This window comes from Pseudomonas sp. P4_B4 (assembly GCF_056402255.1).
On the sequence record NZ_JBFUHS010000025.1, the window covers coordinates 12,192 to 33,943 of the forward strand.

At 61.4% G+C, this 21,752-nt stretch carries 18 protein-coding genes; all 18 read left to right on the forward strand.

The genetic code is table 11. The features are described 5' to 3' along the window. Positions 1 to 128 precede the first annotated feature (128 nt). The 18 genes from AC1DVE_RS23060 to AC1DVE_RS23145 all read left to right on the forward strand — a co-directional run bounded on the left by AC1DVE_RS23060 (position 129) and on the right by AC1DVE_RS23145 (position 21,711). Positions 129 to 1,541: an amino acid permease gene (locus AC1DVE_RS23060; protein WP_223461207.1), complete on the forward strand. Its 1,413-nt coding sequence runs from the start codon at positions 129 to 131 to the stop codon at positions 1,539 to 1,541. 357 nt (positions 1,542 to 1,898) lie between these two features. Beyond that, on the forward strand, positions 1,899 to 2,690 hold the full coding sequence (locus AC1DVE_RS23065) for an enoyl-CoA hydratase/isomerase family protein (RefSeq protein WP_223461209.1): 792 nt from the start codon (positions 1,899 to 1,901) through the stop codon (positions 2,688 to 2,690). Between the two features lie 40 nt (positions 2,691 to 2,730). Then, the gene (locus AC1DVE_RS23070) at positions 2,731 to 3,891 is read left to right on the forward strand and encodes an acyl-CoA dehydrogenase family protein (RefSeq protein WP_056725048.1); all 1,161 of its coding nucleotides are present in this window, start codon (positions 2,731 to 2,733) and stop codon (positions 3,889 to 3,891) included. Between the two features lie 18 nt (positions 3,892 to 3,909). Beyond that, entirely contained in the window at positions 3,910 to 6,009 is a 2,100-nt protein-coding gene (locus AC1DVE_RS23075; protein ID WP_223461211.1) for an acetate--CoA ligase family protein, read from the forward strand. 10 nt (positions 6,010 to 6,019) lie between these two features. After that, entirely contained in the window at positions 6,020 to 7,627 is a 1,608-nt protein-coding gene (locus AC1DVE_RS23080; protein WP_223461262.1) for a 5-guanidino-2-oxopentanoate decarboxylase, read from the forward strand. A gap of 24 nt (positions 7,628 to 7,651) precedes the next feature. After that, positions 7,652 to 8,842: a pyridoxal phosphate-dependent aminotransferase gene (locus AC1DVE_RS23085; RefSeq protein WP_223461213.1), complete on the forward strand. Its 1,191-nt coding sequence runs from the start codon at positions 7,652 to 7,654 to the stop codon at positions 8,840 to 8,842. Continuing rightward, a complete protein-coding gene (locus AC1DVE_RS23090; protein WP_223461214.1) occupies positions 8,835 to 10,241 on the forward strand; it encodes an aldehyde dehydrogenase family protein in 1,407 nt (468 codons plus the stop codon). Before AC1DVE_RS23085 ends, AC1DVE_RS23090 begins: the two co-directional genes overlap by 8 nt. A gap of 87 nt (positions 10,242 to 10,328) precedes the next feature. Beyond that, entirely contained in the window at positions 10,329 to 11,039 is a 711-nt protein-coding gene (locus AC1DVE_RS23095) for an NAD(P)H-dependent oxidoreductase (RefSeq protein WP_477784240.1), read from the forward strand. 485 nt (positions 11,040 to 11,524) lie between these two features. Beyond that, positions 11,525 to 11,887 carry a DUF6124 family protein gene (locus tag AC1DVE_RS23100; protein WP_223461217.1) on the forward strand — a complete coding sequence of 121 codons (363 nt, stop codon included), beginning with the start codon at positions 11,525 to 11,527 and terminating at the stop codon, positions 11,885 to 11,887. 332 nt (positions 11,888 to 12,219) lie between these two features. Further along, a complete protein-coding gene (locus tag AC1DVE_RS23105) occupies positions 12,220 to 13,566 on the forward strand; it encodes an outer membrane beta-barrel protein (protein ID WP_223543155.1) in 1,347 nt (448 codons plus the stop codon). A gap of 87 nt (positions 13,567 to 13,653) precedes the next feature. Next, positions 13,654 to 14,964: an ABC transporter substrate-binding protein gene (locus AC1DVE_RS23110; protein ID WP_223533669.1), complete on the forward strand. Its 1,311-nt coding sequence runs from the start codon at positions 13,654 to 13,656 to the stop codon at positions 14,962 to 14,964. A gap of 25 nt (positions 14,965 to 14,989) precedes the next feature. Continuing rightward, on the forward strand, positions 14,990 to 15,715 hold the full coding sequence (locus AC1DVE_RS23115) for an ABC transporter ATP-binding protein (protein ID WP_223533670.1): 726 nt from the start codon (positions 14,990 to 14,992) through the stop codon (positions 15,713 to 15,715). A gap of 3 nt (positions 15,716 to 15,718) precedes the next feature. Next, positions 15,719 to 16,411, forward strand: coding sequence for an ABC transporter ATP-binding protein (locus AC1DVE_RS23120; RefSeq protein ID WP_223533671.1), 693 nt, complete (start codon positions 15,719 to 15,721; stop codon positions 16,409 to 16,411). A gap of 2 nt (positions 16,412 to 16,413) precedes the next feature. Then, on the forward strand, positions 16,414 to 17,277 hold the full coding sequence (locus tag AC1DVE_RS23125) for a branched-chain amino acid ABC transporter permease (RefSeq protein ID WP_223533672.1): 864 nt from the start codon (positions 16,414 to 16,416) through the stop codon (positions 17,275 to 17,277). Next, positions 17,277 to 18,311 (forward strand): branched-chain amino acid ABC transporter permease, encoded by a 1,035-nt coding sequence (locus tag AC1DVE_RS23130; protein WP_223533673.1) that lies wholly within the window; start codon positions 17,277 to 17,279, stop codon positions 18,309 to 18,311. Before AC1DVE_RS23125 ends, AC1DVE_RS23130 begins: the two co-directional genes overlap by 1 nt. 219 nt (positions 18,312 to 18,530) lie before the next feature. Then, positions 18,531 to 19,448, forward strand: a complete 918-nt coding sequence (locus tag AC1DVE_RS23135; RefSeq protein WP_477784241.1) for a transporter — start codon at positions 18,531 to 18,533, stop codon at positions 19,446 to 19,448. A 76-nt stretch (positions 19,449 to 19,524) separates the two neighbouring features. Further along, positions 19,525 to 21,252, forward strand: coding sequence for an FAD-dependent oxidoreductase (locus AC1DVE_RS23140; RefSeq protein ID WP_223533674.1), 1,728 nt, complete (start codon positions 19,525 to 19,527; stop codon positions 21,250 to 21,252). A 69-nt stretch (positions 21,253 to 21,321) separates the two neighbouring features. Next, positions 21,322 to 21,711, forward strand: coding sequence for a c-type cytochrome (locus tag AC1DVE_RS23145; protein WP_223461233.1), 390 nt, complete (start codon positions 21,322 to 21,324; stop codon positions 21,709 to 21,711). Positions 21,712 to 21,752: the final 41 nt, after the last annotated feature.

Genomic DNA, 21,752 nt, shown 5'->3' on the forward strand with positions numbered 1-21,752 from the left:
AACCGCCGCAGCGCGGTCTTCGAAGCTTATTGGAGATAATAATAATGAATTGCCGTAAAGCTGATCCCTCCCTGCGCCGTGACGTCCTGTCGCGCGCTGTACACCTCACTGACTGCTGAGGTGCCGACATGAACGAAAATACTGATCGTAAAGGCATACAGCTGACCCGCGCCCTGAAGAGCCGGCACATCTTCATGCTGTCCCTGGGCGGCGTCATCGGCACCGGGTTGTTCATGGGCTCCGGCGTGACCATCAATCAGGGCGGCCCGGTGGGGGCGATCCTGGCTTACCTGGTCGCGGGTTTCCTGATGTACCTGGTGATGGTCTGCCTGGGCGAACTGTCGGTGCAAATGCCGGTGTCCGGTTCGTTCCAGACCCACGCCACCAAATTCATCGGTCCGGCCACCGGGTTCATGATCGGCTGGGTGTACTGGATGAGCTGGGCCACCACCGTGGGCCTGGAGTTCACCGCCGCCGGTATGCTGATGACCCGCTGGTTCCCGACCGTGCCGATCTGGTACTGGTCGGCGCTGTTCGTGGTGGTGCTGTTCGCTATCAATGCCATGGCGACCCGTGCCTTTGGTGAAGCCGAATACTGGTTCTCGGGGATCAAGGTCGCGGCGATTCTCGGTTTCATCGTGGTCGGCGTGCTGGTGATCTTCGGCGTGATGCCCCTGAGCAGTGGCGCACCGGCACCGATGGCGACCAACCTGATCGGCGATTCGTTGTTCCCCAACGGTCTGTCGGCGGTGTTCGCGGTGATGATGACCGTGGTCTACGCGTTCCAGGGTTGCGAGATCATGGGCGTGGCCGCCGGTGAAACCGATCAGCCGGAAAAGAGCATTCCCCGCGCCGTACGCAACGTGGTGTTCCGCGTGCTGATCTTCTATGTGCTTGCGATTATCGTGCTGTCGGCCATCGTGCCGTGGCAGCAGGCGGGCCTGATGGAAAGCCCGTTCGTGCAGGTGTTCGACATGGTCGGCATTCCCTACGCCGCCGACCTGATGAATTTCGTGATCCTCACCGCGATCCTGTCGGTGGGCAACTCCGGCCTGTACGCCTCGACGCGCATCCTGTGGGCGATGTCGAAAACCGGCATGGCGCCGAAAAGCCTGTCTCCTTTGAGCAAGCGCGGCGTGCCGCTGCGCGCCTTGAGCATCACCCTGTGCTTCGCGCTGGTGTCGCTGATGACCAGCTTCGTCGCCGCCGACACCTTGTTCATGGTGCTGATGGCGGTGAGCGGCATGTCCGGCACCGTGACCTGGATTGTCATCGCGCTGGCGCAGTACAAGTTCCGCAAGGCGTACTTGCGTGACGGCGGCAAACTCAGCGATCTGAAATACCGCGCGCCGTGGTTCCCGGTATTGCCGCTGATGTGCATCACGCTGTGCTGCTCGCTGTTCGTGTTCCTGGCCCTGGATGAAACCCAGCGTCCGTCGCTGTATTGGGGCTTTGGCTTCATTGCCCTGTGCTATGGCGCGTACTTCCTGATCCATCGCAAGCGTCAGGGCGTGTTGGCGCCGAGCTTGCCGACTGCCTGATCCCTTGAACTAAACACCATCCCCCTTGTGGGAGCGGGCTTGCTCGCGAAAGCGGAGTGTCAGTCACCATCAATGTTGACTGACAGGGCCTCTTCGCGAGCAAGCCCGCTCCCACAGTTGTTTTGTGGTGGATGTGAAAGCTGCGACATACCACGTGTCGCCAGTTGTTCGAAGTTGTAACAGCGCCAATGGCTTACGCTCGCCCATTTATAAATAATTCAATAAAACCAATGTGTTACATGATTTTTGAGCTTGTTACAGCCCATTTCTCCGCCGATTGCCGCCTTACTGAACACTCGTTTAGTATGGCCTCAAGTCGCATCACCTCAGACCAATCACAATAATTCGAGGATTCCCATGACCACTCAATCGTCGCTGCTCAGCCAGGTCGAAGCAGGCGTTGCCTGGATCACCCTCAATCGCACTGCCCAGCGCAATGCGCTGGACATTCCGACGCTGAAAAACCTGCATGCCTTGCTCGACGGTTTCAACGCCGATCCAGCGGTGCGTGTGGTGGTGCTCACCGGCAGCGGCCGCAGTTTCTGCGCCGGCGCCGACCTCGATGAATGGGCCGATGCCGAAGCCCGGGGCGCCTTGGAAACCTATGGCTGGACCGAAACAGCCCACGCCCTGATGACCCGCCTGCACAGCCTGGAAAAACCCACCATCGCCGCCATCAATGGCACCGCCGTCGGCGCCGGGATGGACCTGACCCTGTGCTGCGACCTGCGCATYGCCGGGCAATCGGCGCGCTTCAAGGCCGGCTACACCAGCATGGCGTATTCGCCGGATGCCGGCGCCAGTTGGCACCTGCCGCGTTTGATCGGCAGCGAACAGGCCAAGCGCCTGCTGTTCCTCGATGAACTGTGGAGTGCTGACCGTGCACTCGACGCCGGTCTGGTCGGCGATGTCTGTGCCGACGATCAACTGCTGACGGTCACCAGCGAATTGGCCGCACGCCTGGCCGCCGGCCCGACCTTTGCCTTCGCCCAGACCAAAAAACTCATGCGTGAAGGCGCAGAACGCAGCCTGCCGGAACAGCTGCAAGCCGAACTCGCCGCCGGCCTGCTCTGCGGTCGCAGCGAAGACGGCAACGAAGCCCTGCGCGCCGCCATGGAAAAACGCCCGGCACGCTTCATCGGTCGTTGATTCCTCTCCATCTCCCAGAACACGAACAACAGGTAGCAGCATGAATTTCCAACTGACCCAAGAACAAGAAATGTTGGTGGACTCGGTACGCAGCTTCGTCGAGAAGGAACTGCTGCCCTATGAAGAGCAAGTCGACCGCGCCGACGAGGTTTCCCCGGAACTGGCGGCACAGATTCGCGGCAAGGCGATTGCCGCCGGGTTCTACGCCTTCAACATGCCCGAAGAGGTGGGCGGTGGCGGTCTGGACTACCTGTCCCAGGCGCTGATCGAACGTGAGCTGTCCAAGGTGTCCTGGGCGCTGCACGTGTTCGTCGCGCGGCCGTCGAAAATCCTCATGGCCTGCACCGGCGACCAGATCAACGACTACCTGTTGCCGTGCATCCAGGGTGAAAAGATCGACTGCTTTGCCCTGACCGAACCGGGCGCCGGCTCCGATGCCAATGCGATCAAGACCCGCGCCGTGCGTGAAGGCGACGACTTCATCCTGAACGGCAGCAAGCATTTCATCAGCCACGCCGGCCATGCCGATTTCGCCATCGTCTTCGCCGTGACCGACACCTACGAACACAACGGCAAAAAGCGTAACGCCGTGACCTCGTTCCTGGTCGACCGCAACACCCCGGGCATGACCATTCGCCGTGGGCCCAAGTGCGTGAGCAACCGTGGTTATCACACCTTTGAAATGTTCTTCGACGACTGCCGCGTGCCGGCCAGCAAAGTGCTGGGCGAAGTCGGCAAGGGTTGGGAGGTGGCCAACGCCTGGCTGACCGCCGGCCGGGTGATGGTCGCGGCCAACTGCGTCGGTCAGGCCCAGCGCGCACTGGACGTGTCGCTGCAATGGGCGGCGGACCGCAAGCAATTCGGCCAGCCGATCGGCACTTACCAGGGCGTGTCGTTCAAATTGGCCGACATGGCCACGCAAATCCGCGCTGCCGAACTGCTGACCCTGCACACCGCCTGGAAAATGGACCAGGGCACCATGACCGATGGCGAGGCTGGCATGGCCAAGCTGTTCGCCAGTGAAGTGCTCGGCCGTACCGCCGATGAAGCAGTGCAGATTTTCGGCGGCATGGGCCTGATGGACGAAGGTCCGGTGGAGCGCATCTGGCGTAATGCGCGGATCGAACGGATCTGGGAAGGCACTTCGGAAATCCAGCGCCACATCATTTCCCGCGAGCTGCTGCGGCCACTGTTGCGCTGATCGGCCCGGAGAATTCCCATGTCCAAAACCATTCGTGACAACCTCAAACGCATGCTCGCGCCGCAACACGTGGCGTTCGTCGGCGGCCGCAGCATGGCCCGCGCCCTCAAGCGCTGTGCCGAGGGCGGCTACCAAGGGCAAATGTGGCTGGTCAATCCGCAGCACGACAGCCTTGAAGGTGTGCCGTGCGTGCGCAGCGTTGCCGAGCTGCCTTGCGGCCCGGACGCGGTATTCATCGCCACCAACCGCGAACTGACCCTGACCTGCGTCGCCGAACTGGCCGCCATCGGCGCGGGCGGCGCGATCTGCTACGCATCAGGTTTCGCCGAGACCGGCGCCGAGGGGCAGGCACTGCAACAAAAACTGCTGGAAGCCGCAGGCGACATGGCCTTGCTCGGCCCCAACTGCTACGGCCTGCTCGACTACCTGCACAGCTCCGCGCTGTGGCCGGTGGCCCATGGCGGCAAAGCGGTGGAGAAGGGCGTGGCGGTGCTGACCCAGAGCGGCAACTTCGCCTACAACCTGTCCATGAGCGACCGCTCGCTGCCGGTGGCCTACATGGCTTCGGTGGGCAATCAGGCGCAACTGTGCGTGGCTGAGCTGATGGACGTGTTGCTCGACGAGCCGCGCGTCACCGCCATCGGCCTGCACCTCGAAGGCCTGAAGAACGTGCCGGGTTTTGCCCGCGCCGCGCACAAGGCGCTGGAGAAGGGCATCCCGATCATTGCCCTGAAAACCGGCGTGTCGCAGATCGGCGCCGAACTGGCCCTGAGTCACACCAGTTCGCTTTCCGGCTCCGATGCGCTGTACGACGCGCTGTTCGACCGTCTCGGGGTGATTCGCGTCAGCGGCCCGGTGAGTTTTGTCGAAACCCTCAAGGCCGCCGCCTGCGGCAACCTGCCGGCGGGCAACAGCCTGATCGCGCTGGCCTGTTCCGGTGGCGATGCCGGGCTGATTGCCGACTACGCCGAACGCAACGACCTGGGCCTGCCGAAACTCGATCAAGGACAGGTCGGCGAACTCGCGCAAGTGCTGCCGAGCTACGCCAACCTGGTCAATCCGCTGGATTTCACCACGGCGATCTGGGGCGACGGCGAAGCCTTGAACCGCATGCTCGACAGCGCGCTGCGCACCGAAGCCGACGCGGCGATGCTGGTGCTCGACTACCCGTCGGAGTTCACCGGCGAGCGCAAGGAATGCGACCTGCTGCTGGAGTTGTACTGCGCGGCACTGCAACGCCACGGCAAGACCGGCTTCGTCACCTCGGCCTTCCCGGAGTTGCTGCCGGCCCATGCCCGTGAGCGTCTGCACGCGCAAGGTGTTGCGGCGTTGCAGGGCGTTGAAGACGGGTTGGCCGCGTGGGGCCGCATCGCCGGTTATCAGTGCAATCGCCAGGCCTTGCTGGCGCTGGGCGAATCGGCGTTGGTGCCATTGTGCCCGCAAGCGCTGGAAGGTGAGGGACGTTTGCTCAATGAATGGGACTCCAAGCAGGCCTTGAGAGCTTTCTGTCTGCCGACGCCAAACGGCGTATTGAGCACCCCGAGCCAAGCCCTGAAGGACGCCGAATCACTGGGCTATCCGCTGGTATTGAAAGCGGTAAGCGCACAGCTACCGCACAAGACCGAGGCCGGCGCCGTGGCGCTCAATCTCAAGGATGGCGCAGCGGTAAGCGCTGCACTGGAGAAGATGCGCGCCAGCATTGCCGCTTATGCACCGGGCGTTCCATTCGATCAACTGTTGCTGGAACCGATGGCCAAACCGCCACTGGCTGAGCTGATTGTCGGCATCAAGCGCGAAAACGATTTCGGCCTCGCGCTGGTGATCGGTGCCGGCGGCATTCTGGTGGAGCTGCTCAAGGACAGTCGCAGCCTGTTGCTGCCGACCACCGACGGTGCCATCCGCAATGCCTTGCTCAGCCTGCGCAGCGCACCGTTGCTGCAAGGTTTCCGTGGTCGCGAGTCTGCTGACCTGGACGCCTTGGTGGCCGCGATTCGCGCCGTCGCCGATTACGCCTGCGAAAACGCCGCGCAATTGCTGGAACTCGATGTGAACCCATTGTTGGTCGGTGCCCATGGCACGACCGCGGTCGATGCGTTGATTCGCCTCGGCCACGAGTGAGGACATGAATATGCAAAGCAAAACATTGACCGGTGGCCAGGCCCTGGTGCGTCTGTTGGCCAACTACGGCGTCGATACTGTGTTCGGCATCCCCGGCGTACACACCCTGGAGCTGTATCGCGGCTTGCCCGGCAGTGGCATTCGCCACGTGCTGACCCGCCATGAGCAGGGCGCCAGTTTCATGGCCGACGGTTATGCCCGGGTCAGCGGCAAACCCGGCGTGTGCTTCGTCATCACCGGCCCCGGCGTGACCAACGCCGCCACCGGCATCGGCCAGGCCTACGCCGACTCGATTCCGATGCTGGTGATTTCCAGCGTCAACCACAGCGCCAGCCTGGGCAAGGGCTGGGGCAGCCTGCACGAGTGCCAGGATCAACGGGCGATGACCGCGCCGATCACTGCGTTCTCCGCCGTGGCGCTGACCGCCGAAGACCTGCCGGAACTGATCGCCCGTGCCTACGCGGTGTTCGACAGCGAGCGCCCGCGCCCGGTGCACATTTCGGTGCCGCTGGACGTGCTGTCGGCACCGATTGCCCGTGACTGGAGCAATGAAGTGGTGCGTCGTCCGGGTCGCGGTCCGGCATCCGCCACCGCCATCGATCAAGCCGTGGCCAGACTCAAGGCTGCCAAGCGACCGATGATCATCGCCGGTGGTGGTGCGCTCAATGCCACCTCTGAACTGCAAGAAATCAGCACCCGGCTGGCCGCGCCACTGTTCACCAGCGTTGCCGGCAAGGGCCTGCTGCCGCCGGATGCACCGTTGAGCGCTGGTTCATCCCTGTGTGTGGAACCGGGCTGGAACCTGATCGCCGAGGCCGACGTGGTGCTGGCGGTCGGCACCGAAATGGCCGACACCGACTTCTGGCGCGAACGCCTGCCGCTCAATGGCGAACTGCTGCGGGTGGACATCGACCCACGCAAGTTCAACGACTTCTACCCATGCGCCGTGGCGTTGCATGGCGACGCACAACAAACCCTCAGTGGTTTGCTTGAGCGTCTGCCGTCTGATGTGCGCGATGCCAGTGCTGCGATTGCCTCGGTCGCCGCCCTGCGTGAAGCGGTCAAGGCCAGCCATGGCCCGTTGCAGTCGATCCATCAATCGATTCTCGACCGTATCGCCGCCGAGCTGCCGGACAACGCGTTCATCAGCACTGACATGACCCAACTGGCCTACACCGGCAACTACGCCTTCGACAGCCTGGCCATTCGCAGCTGGTTGCACCCGACCGGCTACGGCACCTTGGGTTATGGCCTGCCGGCCGGGATCGGCGCCAAGTTCGGCGCGCCGCAGCGGCCGGGTCTGGTGCTGGTGGGCGACGGTGGTTTCCTCTACACAGCCCAGGAACTGGCTACGGCTGTTGAAGAGCTGGACAGCCCGCTGGTGGTGCTGCTGTGGAACAACGACGCCCTGGGGCAGATTCGCGATGACATGCTCGGCCTCGACATCGAGCCTATCGGCGTGTTGCCACGCAACCCGGATTTCGCCGCCCTCGCTCGTGCGTTCGGCTGCACCGTGACCCAGCCGCAAAGCCTGGCCGAGTTGCAGGCCGACTTGCGCCAAGGCTTCAAGCGTAACGGCGTGACCCTGATCGAACTCAAGCATGCCTGTGCGCATTGATCTGCATTTTAAGGGGATGAAGCCATGCGCTTTTCCGATCTGACTCAACGTATCGCCGGCGACGGCGCCGCCGCGTGGGACATCCACTACCGCGCCCTGGCAAAGCGCGAGCAGGGTGAAGACATTCTGCTGTTGTCCGTGGGCGATCCGGATTTCGACACGCCACAGCCCATCGTGCAGGGCGCCATCGACAGCCTGCTGAGCGGCAACACTCACTATGCCGAGGTGCGCGGCAAGCGTGCCCTGCGTGAAGCCATCGCCAAGCGTCATCAACAGCGCAGCGGCCAATCCGTTTCGGCGGATCAGGTCACCGTGCTGGCCGGGGCGCAATGTGCGCTGTTCAGCGTGGCCCAATGCGTGCTCAATCCGGGTGACGAGGTGATCGTTGCCGAACCGATGTACGTCACCTACGAAGCGGTATTCGGTGCTTGCGGCGCCGTGGTGGTGCCGGTGCCAGTGCGCTCGGAAAACGGTTTCCGTGTGCTGCCCGAAGATGTCGCCGCGCGCATCACCCCGCGCACCCGGGCACTGGCACTGAACAGCCCGCACAACCCGTCCGGCGCGAGCCTGCCGCGCAGCACCTGGGCTGCTTTGGCTGAGTTGTGCATCGGCCACGACCTGTGGCTGATTTCCGATGAGGTCTACAGCGAATTGCTGTTCGAAGGTGAGCACGTCAGCCCGGCGAGCCTGCCGGGCATGGCCGAGCGCACCGCGACCCTCAACAGCCTGTCGAAATCCCACGCCATGACCGGCTGGCGCGTCGGCTGGGTGGTGGCGCCGCCATCCCTGGCCGCGCACCTGGAAAACCTCGCGTTGTGCATGCTCTACGGCTCGCCGGATTTCATTCAGGACGCTGCCGTGGTGGCCCTGGAAAGCAACCTGCCGGAACTCGAAGCCATGCGCGAAGCCTATCGCCAGCGTCGCGACCTGGTGTGCGACAGCCTGGCCGATTGCCCCGGTGTGCGGCCGTTGAAACCCGATGGCGGGATGTTCGTGATGCTCGATATCCGCCAGACCGGGCTCAGCGCCCAGGCGTTTGCCGATCGTCTGCTGGATCGCCACGGCGTGTCGGTCTTGGCGGGCGAGGCCTTTGGTCCTAGCGCGGCGGGGCATATTCGCCTCGGTCTGGTGGTCGGCGCCGAACCGCTGCGCGATGCCTGCCAGCGCATCGCCCGTTGTGCTCAAGAATTGATGGAGGCCCAGGTTCATGCTTAATCACAAGACACTGTTTATTGATGGCCGCTGGCGAAACCCGTCGGGGCAGGGTATCGCCGAGGTGATCAACCCGGCCACCGAGCAAGTGTGCGGCAGTGTTCCGCTGGGTGATGAACTTGATGTCGAAAACGCCGTGGCGGCTGCACGCCGGGCGTTCGATACATGGTCGCGTACACCGTCCAGCGTGCGTGCCGGTTATATCCGTGCACTGGCCGATCAACTGCGCAATCGTGCCGATGAGATGGCCGCGGTCATCACCACTGAATTGGGCATGCCGGTGCAATGGTGCCGCTCGGTGCAGGTCGACGGACCGATCATCGGCCTTGAGCAGTACGTCGAACTGGCTCATCTCATGGACGAAGTGCGCGAAATCGGCAACTCGCTGGTGATCCGCGAGGCCGTGGGCGTCTGCGCGTTCATCAATCCGTGGAATTACCCGCTGCACCAGTTGATCGGCAAACTGGCCCCGGCACTGGCCGCCGGTTGCACGGTGGTGGTCAAGCCGAGTCAGGAAACCCCGCTGCATGCCTTCTTGCTGGCGCAGATGATCGAAGACATCGGTCTGCCGGCCGGTGTGTTCAACCTGGTCAGCGGGCCGGGCTCGAAAGTCGGCGAGGCGCTGGCCAAGCACCCGGACGTGGACATGGTGTCGTTTACCGGCTCCACCGGTGCCGGCGTTCGCGTCGCCCAGGCGGCGGCGCCATCGGTCAAGCGCGTGTGCCTGGAACTGGGCGGCAAGTCGCCGTTGCTGATCGCCGAGGATGCCGACCTGGCAGCGGCCGTGCGCTACGGCGTGCAGGACGTGATGATCAACTCCGGCCAGACCTGCACCGCACTGACCCGCATGCTGCTGCCGGCCAGCCGCTACGCCGAAGCCGTGGAACTGGCGTTGGCGGAAACCTTGAGCCTGCGCATGGGTGATCCCCTTGATCCGCAAAGCTTCCTCGGCCCGATGTGTTCGGCCGGGCAAAAACGCACCGTGCTCGACTACATCAAGGTCGGCCAGCAGGAAGGCGCACGGCTGCTGTGCGGCGGTGACATGCCGGGGCGCGGCTTCTATGTCAGCCCGACGCTGTTCGCGGACGTCGATAACCGCATGCGCATCGCCCAGGAAGAAATCTTCGGCCCGGTGCTGTGCCTGATTCCCTACACCGATGAGGCGCAAGCGATCCAGATCGCCAACGACTCGCCGTTCGGCCTGTCCAGCGGCGTCTGGGCCGGCAGTGCCGAGCGCGCCTTGCACCTGGGGCGGCAGATGCGCGCCGGTCAGTGCTTCCTCAATGGCGCGGCGTTCAATTATCAGGCGCCGTTCGGTGGCTACAAACAATCGGGTAACGGTCGCGAATGGGGTGAGGAGGGGCTGAACGAGTTCGTCGAAGTGAAGGCGATCCAGGTGTGACGGTTGGCGACTCAAACTGTTCATCACCCACGATGTTGCTACTCCACACCTTCAATCGATACGCTGGAACAAATCTAAGGAACCACCATGAAAGTACTGATCGTCCACGCTCACCCGGAGCCGCAATCCTTCACCGCCGCCCTGCGTGACCAGGCCGTCACCACCCTCGAAGCCCAGGGCCATGAATTGCAGGTCAGCGACCTGTACAAAATGAACTGGAACCCGGTGGCCAGCGACGCGGACTTCTCGAGTCGGGAAAACCCCGAGTACCTGGTCTATGCCCTGGAGCAACGCTTGGGCGTGAAGAGCCAGTCACTGGCGCCGGACATCCAGGCGGAGCTGGACAAGCTGCTGTGGGCCGATCTGCTGATCCTCAACTTTCCGATCTTCTGGTTCTCTGCCCCGGCGATGCTCAAGGGCTGGATCGACCGGGTGCTGGTGTCGGGCATCTGCTATGGCGGCAAGCGCTTCTACGATCAGGGCGGTCTGGCCGGCAAGAAGGCGCTGGTGACAGTGACCCTGGGTGGTCGTGAGCACATGTTTGGCGAAGGCGCGATTCATGGACCGCTGGAGGACATGCTGCGACCGATCTTGCGTGGCACGTTGGCGTACGTAGGGTTCGATGTGCTGGAACCGTTCGTGGCCTGGCATGTGCCGTACATCAGTGAAGAGGCGCGCCAGCAATTTCTGGTTGATTACAGCCAGCGTTTGCAGCATCTGAGTGATGACCAGCCGCTGGTGTTTCCGAAGTTGGCGGAGTTTGATGACAAGCTCTATCCACTGACCACCAATGCCTGATTAACACCCCAACTCCTGTGGGAGCGAGCCTGCTCGCGAATACGGTGGCGCAGTCAACATTGATGTCGGCTGACCCACCGCCTTCGCGAGCAGGCTCGCTCCCACAGTTTTTTTGTATTTGCAGCTTACGATTGAGGTGTGTTTAACGGCTGTCAGCGTTACTTCCCGCAAGCTACAACGGCTTGCGTCATTGCCTACAGCTACGCCAGAATCCGCCGGCTTGTGCGTCTTGGGGGCGGGTTTTATCGTTGTCCGGTCGCTGCAAAACAGCAGCGATCGGGTTTGGTAGCCCGTTTTCCACATACGCGTAGCATCACCTATGGACAGGCGCCTTTTTGGCAATTGTTTTAATGGTGGCCATGCGTAGGGCGCTCTCGGGCGCGCCGGTTTTTCCATGTGGGCCGGTCTACCAACCTTCGTATGGCCACCACCCATCGTTTGGTAGCGAGAGTGATGGCTCCATTTATCACATATGGAGTTTCACTATGTTCAAAGTCACACCCAACCCGCCGGACACCGATCCGACATCCCCGTACGAAAGCCTCGACTCCCAAAAACTCCACGAAGCCGCCGAGCGCGCCCTCGATCATTACCTCAACCCCGGTCCCGGCATCATGGCCACGCCGCGTAAACTCAGTTCCATGTTCATCGTCAATCCCGAACTCAATGTCGAGACCTTACTGGTGCATGCCTGTGAATCGCTGGCGTCGGCCAATGTCATGGCCACCGATCTGGTGGATCATCTGCAAGGAACCAGCCGCAATGCGCTGCTCGGCATTGCGCAGGTGATCATGCTCGGTGAACTGGCGGTGAACCGGGCGCTGGATCAGCTCGATCCGCCTGAATAACCGCACATCTGCAGTTCACCAATAGACCTGTGGGAGCGAGCCTGCTCGCGAAAGCGGTGGATCAGTCAACAATGATGTTGAAACTAATACCCTCATCGCGAGCAGGCTCGCTCCCACAAAGACCTGCATTGTTCTGAATACGCGAACACTGATGTCGCCGAGAATGGAATTGTTGGTGCAGTGGTGGACTTGTAGCCTCCATTACGCCGAACACCACGATCCGCCAACGATCGAGTGGAGCCCGGGCCAGGGCTCATCAAGACGTCATACCTTGCTTTCGGCCACATGCCCCTTCGGGGGATTGGCGCCTAATAAAAATAAGGAAGGCAGGTATGAGTATTCGTGCATGGGGCTGTGCAGCAGCCCTGTTCGCACCCGTTCTGGGTGCCAACGTTTTGTTCCCCTCAATGGCTTGCGCCGCAGACGATCCCATGGGGTCGCTGGTGCGCAGTGTGTTCGGCGACAGCCTTGAGCGCGAACATGGGATCAAGGTCTACGGCTGGGCTCAGGCCGGTGTGATCTATAACAACAACGGCACGGATGACGTCAGCAAGCAAAGCTTCTTCAATACGGACGAAGGTGTGAACCTCAACCAGTTCGCCCTGGCCGTGGAGAAAAAACCCAAGAGCAATGTTATCGGCCGCGTGGGACCGTTTCCCGGCGCGATGCCGCAAGAAGCTGACTGGGGTTTCAACGTCACGGCGCTGTACGGCAAGGACGCGCGCTTCTTCAAGACCTACGGCTGGGACGAAGACCTGAGCGCCAACCGCAACAACAAGGCCGAAGATCCGGCGTTGACCATTGCCCAGGCGTACGCTGATTTTTACTTCCCGGTACTCGGCGGATCGGATCTGATGATCGGGATTTTCCACACGCCGCTGGAAAACGAAATCGGTTTCGCCTTGCCATCCCCGGCACCGACTGACTTTTACTCGCACACTTACTCATTCATGCACGGCCCGGCCAAACATGCCGGTGCGCTGTACTCGTTCAAACTGCCTTCGAAACCTGGCGAAAGCATGCTCGGCTTCGAGCTGGGCGTGGTCCAGGGCTGGAACAACCTGCAAGATCCCAATCACTCGCCGGACGTGATCGCCAACGTGCGTTGGCGCTCGGCAGACTTCGGCACCTGGATCGACTGGGAAAACATCTACGGCAATGGCGCTGGCGACAGTTTCGCCGAATGCAGTTGTGGCTCGCCGCTGCCGGCGGGCACCAAGGATGACGACTACAAGCGCCTGGCGTCTTACCTGACGCTTTCTCAGGTCATCGATCCGAACAATCGCGTGGCGCTGGAGCTTAACTACGGCAAGCAGGAGCAGGGCGCTTTCGCCGGGTTTGCCAACAAAAACGACGCCACCTGGTATGGCACGGACGTGAGCTTGTATCACCGAATCAGCGAAAACCTGATGTGGAACAGTCGCGCCGAGTGGTTCTACACCGACGCCCCGGTCCACGTGATGATGGCCAATATCGACCCGCACACCGGCATTCCCGATCCGACCTGGGGCAGTTTCTACGGCGTGACCACCAACCTGGCCTGGACGCCGACACCCAACGTGCGCCTGCGTCCGGAACTGCGCTACGACATCCATTCGGGCCCCGGCCGCGATGCCTATGCCGACGGCGAAAAGGATTCGCAAGTGGTCGCGTCATTCGACGTCAGTTTCTTCTTCTAAACGGATTTCTCTGGTTTACCCCTGACCCTGCGTGATGGCCCGGCCACACGTGGCGACCCTGTTCGTCCAGGCTTTTGGAGTACTTACATGACAGACAACAACGATAAAAACCTGTTTGGCCGCGACTTCTCCCGCCGTGATTTCCTGCGCAGTACCGGCGTTGCCGCCGGTGGCGTGGCACTGGCGAGCCTGCCGTTCAACTTTGCCATCGGCAGCGAGCGGGTGATCAAACTCGGTTATGTCAGCCCGCAGACCGGGCCGTTGGCGCCGTTTGCGGCGGCCGACAACTACATCATCGAATCGCTCAAGCAAGTGCTGAAGAACTCGATCACCGTGGCCGGCAAGGCTTATCGCCTGGAAGTCATCGTCAAGGACAGCCAGTCCAACCCGAACCGCGCGGCGGAGGTGGCGAGCGAGCTGATTCTGTCGGATCAAGTCGACCTGATGCTGGTGTCGTCGACCCCGGAAACCACCAACCCGGTGTCCGACCAATGCGAAATCAACGAAATTCCCTGCATCTCTACGGTGGCCCCGTGGCAGCCGTGGTTTTTCACCCGTGGCGGCAAGCCGGATCAAGGTTTCGAGTGGACTTACCACTTCTTCTGGGGCCTGGAAGATGTGATCGGCACTTACAGCTCGATGTGGGGCGCAATGCCGTCGAACAAAGTGGTCGGTGGGCTCTTTCCCAATGATGGCGACGGCAACGCCTGGGGCGATCAGAAGCTCGGTTTCCCGCCGGTGCTGGCGCAGAAAGGGTTCCAACTGGTCGACCCCGGTCGCTTTCAAAGCCTGACCGACGATTTCTCAGCACAAATCGCCGCGTTCAAAAAGGCCGACGTCGAGATCGTCACCGGCGTGGTGATTCCACCGGATTTGAGCACCTTCTGGACCCAGGCTCGCCAGCAGGGCTTCAAGCCCAAAGCGGTGTCGGTGGGCAAGGCGCTGCTGTTTCCAACGGCCGTCGAAGCGCTGGGCAAGGCCGGCAATAACCTGTCGACCGAAATCTGGTGGAGCCCGACACACCCGTTCAACTCATCGTTGACTGGCGCCAGTGCCGGGCAACTGGCCCAGGGTTTCACCCAGGCCACCGGCAAACAATGGACGCAACCGTTGGGCTTCGTGCATGCGCTGTTCGAACTGGCGGTGGACATCCTCAAGCGCACCGAAGAAGTCGGTGATGCTCATGCGGTTCGCGATGCCTTGCTCAAGACCAACCTCAACACCGTGGTCGGCCCGATCAACTGGAACGGTGGACCGGTGAAGAACGTCGCCAAGACACCTCTGGTCAGTGGCCAGTGGCGCCTGGGCAAGGACAATAAATACGACCTGATCGTGACCAGCAATGCCACCGCACCGGCGATTCCGTTGGGCGGCGAGATGCAGGCCATTACGTATTGATCGCGCAACAGGACATGGGTGCACCATGCAACAACCACTTCTGCAAATGACCGATGTACACAAAAGCTATGGCTCGGTGAAGGTCACGGATGCAATCAACCTGACCCTGCAACCGGGTGAAGCGCTGGGCATCATCGGTCCCAATGGCGCGGGTAAAAGCACGCTGTTCAACCTGATCGCCGGTGGCGTGGCGGCGGACAAAGGCACGATTCATTTCGAAGGCCGAAACGTCACCCGTGAACCGGTGTTCAAGCGCTGCCAGCAAGGCATTGGCCGTTCCCACCAGATCCCGCATCCGTTCGTGAAAATGACTGTGTTCGAGAACCTGCTGGTGGGCGCGACCTTTGGTGCGCGGCTGCCGGACAAGGAGGCCAGCCAATGGTGCGCGCAGACGCTGGAACTGACCGGCCTGATGCGCAAGGCCAACGTGCTGGCCGGTTCGCTGACCTTGCTCGATCGCAAACGCCTGGAAATGGCTCGGGCCTTGTCGACCCAGCCGCGCCTGTTGTTGCTCGACGAAATCGCCGGTGGCCTGACTGAGCCGGAATGCCTGGCACTGGTGGAAACCATTCAGGGCATCCACAAGTCTGGCGTCGCCATCATCTGGATCGAGCACATCGTGCATGCCTTGCTGGCGGTGGTCAGCCGTCTGACGGTGATCAACTTCGGCGCCAAACTGGCCGAAGGCGAGCCGCGCAGCGTCATGGCGGATCCTCGGGTCCAGGACATCTACATGGGCATCGGGAGCTGACGCATGCTGACCATTGAAAAACTCTGTGCCGGTTACGGCGACTTTCAAGCGTTGTTCGACATCAGCCTGAGCCTTGATGCCGGTGAAACCGTGGCGATCATCGGTTCCAACGGCGCGGGAAAATCGACGTTCCTGCGTTCGCTGGCCGGGCTGATCATGAACCAGTCCGGCGCCATCACCTTCCACGGTCAGGCGATTGGTGACATGCCCGCCAATCAGGTACTGGAACGCGGTATCGCGTTGGTGCCGGAGGGCAGAAAGCTGTTCCCGTCGCTAAGCGTCGAAGAAAACCTGCTGATCGGTGCCTACAGCAAACGGCCGGGACCGTGGACGCTGAAGCGGATCTATCAACTGTTCCCGGTGTTGGAAAAACTGCGCAAGCGCCCCGGCACGGCGCTGTCCGGCGGCCAGCAGCAGATGGTTGCGATTGGCCGGGGCCTGATGGCCAATCCGCATTTGCTGTTGTGCGACGAAATCAGCCTGGGCCTGGCGCCGACGACGATCAAGGACATCTACGCTGCGCTGCCCTCGATCAAGGCCGACGGCACCACGGTGATTCTCGTCGAGCAGGACATCAATCAGGCACTGAGCGTGTGCGACCGCTTCTATTGCTTCCAGGAAGGGCGCGTGTCCCTGACCGGTCGGCCTGGGGATGCGGACAAAGCACAAATCAAAGCCGCGTATTTCGGGATCTAGTGATGGAATGGCTCAATACTTTGCTTCAAGGCATGTTGCTCGGTGGCCTGTACGCGATGTTCGCGGTGGGGCTGTCGCTGATGTTCGGCATCATGCGCCTGGTCAATATCGCCCATGGCGACTTCATCGTGCTGGCGTCGTACCTGGCGCTGTTGGTGGTCAATCATCTGGGGTTCAGCCCGCTGGCGAGTCTGCTGATCGTGGTGCCGCTGATGTTCTGTTTCGGCTATCTGCTGCAACGGCTGTTGCTCAACCGCACGCTGGGCTCAGACATCCTGCCGCCGTTGCTGGTGACGTTCGGCCTGTCGATCATCGTGCAAAACGTATTGCTGGAGTTTTTCAGCGCCGATAGCCAGAAGCTCTCCCAGGGCGATCTTGAGGTTGCCAGTGTCGGCTTCGGCAGCTTGAGCGTAGGGGTGATGCCGCTGATCGTGTTTGGCAGTGCGTTGCTGATCATCGGCGGCCTGCAGCTGCTGTTCTACAAAACCTCGTTGGGCCGGGCGTTTCGCGCCACGTCCGATGACCAGCACACCGCGCGGCTGATGGGCGTCAATAACGCGCACATCTTCGGCCTGGCCATGGCGCTGGCGATGGCGGTGGTGTCGATTGCCGGGGTATTCCTGGCGATTCGCACCAGCTTCGACCCCACCGTGGGGCCGGCGCGCCTGCTGTACGGTTTCGAAGCGGTGATCATCGGTGGCCTGGGCAGCCTGTGGGGCACGTTGGCGGGCGGGGTGATTCTCGGTGTTGCACAAACCCTGGGCGCGAAAATCGATCCCGGTTGGCAAATCCTCGCCGGTCATCTTGTGTTTCTGCTGATCCTGGTCGTGCGCCCGCGTGGCCTGTTTCCCCGGAGTGTCGACTGATGAATGCCTTGAACAACCCAGCCCTTAGGTTTCGTGTACAACGCACGACCACCAGCAGCACCATCGGCCTGTCGTTGCTGGGCCTGTGTGTATTGATCTTGCTCAGTGCACCCTTGTGGGCCGACCGGGCGAGCCTGCGTCTGGTGGTGGAGTTCGCCTATTACCTGGCGTTGGCGCAAATGTGGAACCTGCTGGCGGGCTACGCCGGCATGGTTTCGGTAGGGCAGCAGGCCTTCGTCGGTTTGGGCGGCTATCTGCTGTTTATGCTGGCGAGCCAATTCGGTGTACCGCCCTTGATCGCGGTGCTGCTTGCAGGCGTGTTGGTGGCGTTGCTGGCGATTCCCACGGCGCTGATCGTGTTTCGTCTGCGTGGCGCCTACTTCGCCATCGGTACCTGGGTGGTGGCGGAGGTCTTTCGATTGGGCCTGGCGCAGATGAGCAGCCTCGGTGGCGGTTCCGGGCAAAGCCTGCCGGCGGCGATTGTGCGGCAGATCGGCAATGACCGGGACGGACGCGAAACGCTGATCTATTTCACCGCGCTGGCCATCGCCATTGCCGCCGTTGCCGTCGTGTTTTTTCTGCTGCGCTCGCGTCAGGGCCTGGCACTGGCATCGATTCGTGATTCTGAACCAGCGTCCGGCAGCCTCGGGGTGGATACGTTCTGTACCAAGTTGATGGTCTATGTACTGGCCGCCGGTTGCACAGGTGTGGTCGGGGCGCTGATCTTCCTGCAAAAGCTGCGCATTTCCCCGGACGCCGCGTTCAACCTGCAGGACTGGACTGCCGTGGTGATTTTTATCGTGATCATCGGCGGTATCGGCACCCTGGAAGGACCGTTGATTGGCACGCTGATTTACTTCGTGTTGCGCGGTTGCCTGGCGCAGTACGGTGCGGTGTACATGATCATCCTCGGCGTGGTCGCGGTGGTGATGATGCTCAAGGCCCCGCAAGGGGTGTGGGGACTGATCAGCGAACACCTGGGCTGGCAGGTTTTCCCCATGCAGCGGCGCCTGACGGTTCACAGCAAGAAGTAATGCAAGACCAGCGACAGGCGAGTACCGCCAGGGACGGCGGTTTTCAATGACTGACTCCGTACGCGTTTTTCTCCGTCCCTGCTGTTTGCAAATCACGAACACACAAGTCGCTGACTTCGCAATTGTTGCGTAGTAGGCCGCGCCTTATCGTTCGCCCGTAGCTCAATGGAATGCCGATCATTGCGCACAAAAAACAATAACAATATCCGGAGTACGTTCATGAGAGCTGGACACAGTCTCGCGATGAATATGGCAGGTCTCGGGCTATGTGCCTTGGGCACTTGMTTTTTTCCAACCGACAAGGCGCAAGCGTCGGGCATTCCTTTTGCGAGCAACAGGCCGCAAAGCTTCCAGTTCAGTTCGGACTTCACCGAGCCCTATAACTCGGTCGGTCAGGAATTCGAATACAACGATGACCGCAAACGCTTCGACGATCATGGCAACAAGGTCGCCGGCAGCAAGACTGACACCTACGTTGGCCTGACGTCGTTACTCCACTACTGGAAGATGGACGGGCTGCCCAATACCGGTTTCATCGCCAGTATCACCCTCCCGGAAATTGCGATTCGCGGCAACGGCACGCGGGTCAGCGGGTTCGGCGATCCTCTGGTTGGTGGCCTGGTCTGGTACAACCCGACACCGCTGCGCACCATCGGCATGCAGGCCTATGTGCAACTGCCCACCGGTGCGGACTCGGTCAGCAGCGACACCTACGCCCTGTGGCCTTCGTTGTTCTACAACGAATGGCTGGGCAAGGTGAACATCGACTTGCTGGTCGGCGCCATCATCCGCGGCGAAGGCCCGCATCACACCGACCCTGGCGACACTGGGCATGCCAACCTGCGCCTGGGCTACAAAATCGTTGATCGCCCGACGTACCAGATCACGCCTTTCGTCAGTGCTGACTACCAGAAAACCTTCAGCACCAAGGATCGCGACAACAACGATATCGACTTCTCTGACTCCAACGAAACCGCGCTGGGCGCCGGCGTGCTGTTTCAACTCAAACCCGGCGTTCAGAAGGTGTTCAACCAGAAAATGTGGGACCAGGTGTCCATCCACTATTCCAAAGGCGTGGAAGGGCGCAACACCACGGTCACGGACGGCTTGTTTGTGCAGTTCTGGCACTACTGGTGAGTCATCGACGCCTGCCTGCGTCCTGTGGCCTGCCGTTCCGTGGTGTTGAGGCCGTTACTTTTTCCGGAGAATAAAAATGAATGAAGAAAAGCAAAAACATGAACTGTCGCGCCGCAATTTCATCAAGGCCAGTGCCGCCGGTACCGCTGTCGCCGCACTGTCGGGCGTGGCCGGGCGGGCGATGGCCAGTGATGAGCTGCCCTTTGATCGGGAGCACGACATTGTCGTGGTCGGCGGTGGCGGCAGTGGCTTGCCGACCGCGTTGTTCTCCCGTTGGCTGGGCAACGACGTGGTCATCCTGGAAAAGGCCGGGAGCCCTGGAGGCACCGCGGCCAAAGCAGCGTTCTGGTACTGGGTGCCGAATAACAAGCCGATGCGCGACGCCGGCATGGTCGATGAAAAAGCCGATTACATGCGCTATGTCGCTCGTCTGACACGCCCGCAATCCTATGACGCTTCCTTGCCAAAACTCGGCCTGTCGGATTGGGAGTACGAGATGTGCGAAGCCATCTACGAGAGCGCCTCGCCCGCCGCCGAACTGTTGGCCGAACGCGACGCGCTGCCGTATCGGCATTGCCCGGACGTGCCGGACTACTGGTCCGAGCTGCCCGAAGACAAAGCCAGGAAGGGTCGTGTACTGGTGCCCAAGGAAGCGCGGCCGAGCATGTCCGACGGCGGTCGTGTGGCGATCCGCACGCTGACCGCCGCCGCCAAGCGTGACGGTGTGCAGATCCGCACCGGCGAACGCGTGGTCAAAGTGATCATGAACAGCAAGGGCGAGGCCACGGGCGTCGAAGTCGAAACCGAAGAGGGCACGCGTGAACGGGTCAAGGCTCGCAAAGCCGTGATTTTCGCCACCGGCGGCTTCACCCACGATCCGGAATTGCGCCGCAACTTCCTCAACGCTCCGGTCTACGGCGGCTGCGCGGCACTGACCAACGAAGGCGATTTCATCCGCATCTCAAGCGACTTGGGCGTGCAATTGCGCAACATGAACTACGCATGGTCCTGTCCGATTCTTTTGGAAAAAGCCTTGGCCAAGGACGGTTCGATGTCCGGCATCTTCACCATGAACGGTGATTCGATGTTGATGGTGAACAAGTACGGCAAGCGAATCGTCAATGAAAAAACCGTCTACAACGAAATGGTCCCGACCTTCTTCCAGTGGGATGGCGACAAAGCCGAATACCCGAACCTGGTGATGTTCTCGATCTGGGACCAGCAGGCCCAGGACAACTGCGCAAGCGACGAATACGGTTCGCCCATCGTGCCCAAGGGCGGCAATGACCGCCATGTGGTCCGTGGTGAAACCCTCGAAGAACTGGCGACGAACATCGCGGCGCGACTCGATAAACATGCTTCCGACATTGGCGGCCTGAAGCTCAGTGCGGATTTCAATCTCAGCCTCAAGGCCACGCTCAAGCGCTTCAACGAGCTGGCGAAGAAGGGCAAGGATCTGGACTTGCATCGTGGTGAGCTGGCGATCCAGGGCGTCTTCACCGGCCCGGTCAAACCCGACCGCACCGGTAACCTGACGATGTACCCGTTGGCCGCGAAAGGTCCGTACTACGCGGCGTTGATTACTGGCGGCAACCTCGACACCAAGGGTGGTCCGAAGACCAACTCCGTCGGGCAGGTGCTCAATAACGCGAATGCGCCGATCCCGGGTTTGTACGGTGTCGGCAACTGCGTGGCGTCTGCCTCCGGTCGTGCCTACTGGGCTGGCGGTTCGACACTCGGCCCGATCATCGCCTTTGCCTATCGCGCAGCGAACCAGGCGCACAAAGAGGCGAGCCGCATCTGAATCAAGCCCGGGCCGCCTTCACGCGCGGCCCGTCGATGCCTTAATCGGTGATTGCATGAGAACAACACTATGAGTCATTTCCCGCGGAAAGCCCCGGTCCTGTTGATGCTGGCAGCCAGTTTCGGCCTGGCTGGCGTTGCTCAGGCCGACGATCTTGAACTCGCGCAAAAACTGGCGACCAACCATTGCGCGGTCTGCCACACCTTCGACAAGGGCGGGCCGCCGGGGCAGGGGCCGAACCTGTTCGGGCTGATCGGTCGCAAGGCCGCCAGCGAGTCGAACTTCACCTACAGCGACGGCTATAGCAAAGCCATGTCCGGCAAGGTCTGGGACGAGCAAACGCTTGAAGCCTGGCTGTCCGACACCCAGGCCGTCGCGCCGGGCAGTGCAATGGTCTATTCCCAGGGCGACCCGGCCAAACGCCAGAAGATCATCACGTACATCAAGTCGCTGCACTGACAGCCCCCTGTTAATAACACGCTCATAACGATCCGGAGACA

What these genes read in the sequence shown, in the direction of transcription:
- AC1DVE_RS23085 (WP_223461213.1), top strand. Translation starts at nt 7,652, where the DNA reads ATGCGCTTTTCCGATCTGACTCAACGTATCGCCGGCGACGGCGCCGCC.
- AC1DVE_RS23070 (WP_056725048.1), top strand. Translation starts at nt 2,731, where the DNA reads ATGAATTTCCAACTGACCCAAGAACAAGAAATGTTGGTGGACTCGGTA.
- AC1DVE_RS23130 (WP_223533673.1), top strand. Translation starts at nt 17,277, where the DNA reads ATGAATGCCTTGAACAACCCAGCCCTTAGGTTTCGTGTACAACGCACG.
- AC1DVE_RS23115 (WP_223533670.1), top strand. Translation starts at nt 14,990, where the DNA reads ATGCAACAACCACTTCTGCAAATGACCGATGTACACAAAAGCTATGGC.
- AC1DVE_RS23145 (WP_223461233.1), top strand. Translation starts at nt 21,322, where the DNA reads ATGAGTCATTTCCCGCGGAAAGCCCCGGTCCTGTTGATGCTGGCAGCC.
- AC1DVE_RS23080 (WP_223461262.1), top strand. Translation starts at nt 6,020, where the DNA reads ATGCAAAGCAAAACATTGACCGGTGGCCAGGCCCTGGTGCGTCTGTTG.
- AC1DVE_RS23095 (WP_477784240.1), top strand. Translation starts at nt 10,329, where the DNA reads ATGAAAGTACTGATCGTCCACGCTCACCCGGAGCCGCAATCCTTCACC.
- AC1DVE_RS23075 (WP_223461211.1), top strand. Translation starts at nt 3,910, where the DNA reads ATGTCCAAAACCATTCGTGACAACCTCAAACGCATGCTCGCGCCGCAA.
- AC1DVE_RS23120 (WP_223533671.1), top strand. Translation starts at nt 15,719, where the DNA reads ATGCTGACCATTGAAAAACTCTGTGCCGGTTACGGCGACTTTCAAGCG.
- AC1DVE_RS23060 (WP_223461207.1), top strand. Translation starts at nt 129, where the DNA reads ATGAACGAAAATACTGATCGTAAAGGCATACAGCTGACCCGCGCCCTG.
- AC1DVE_RS23100 (WP_223461217.1), top strand. Translation starts at nt 11,525, where the DNA reads ATGTTCAAAGTCACACCCAACCCGCCGGACACCGATCCGACATCCCCG.
- AC1DVE_RS23110 (WP_223533669.1), top strand. Translation starts at nt 13,654, where the DNA reads ATGACAGACAACAACGATAAAAACCTGTTTGGCCGCGACTTCTCCCGC.
- AC1DVE_RS23140 (WP_223533674.1), top strand. Translation starts at nt 19,525, where the DNA reads ATGAATGAAGAAAAGCAAAAACATGAACTGTCGCGCCGCAATTTCATC.
- AC1DVE_RS23105 (WP_223543155.1), top strand. Translation starts at nt 12,220, where the DNA reads ATGAGTATTCGTGCATGGGGCTGTGCAGCAGCCCTGTTCGCACCCGTT.
- AC1DVE_RS23090 (WP_223461214.1), top strand. Translation starts at nt 8,835, where the DNA reads ATGCTTAATCACAAGACACTGTTTATTGATGGCCGCTGGCGAAACCCG.
- AC1DVE_RS23125 (WP_223533672.1), top strand. Translation starts at nt 16,414, where the DNA reads ATGGAATGGCTCAATACTTTGCTTCAAGGCATGTTGCTCGGTGGCCTG.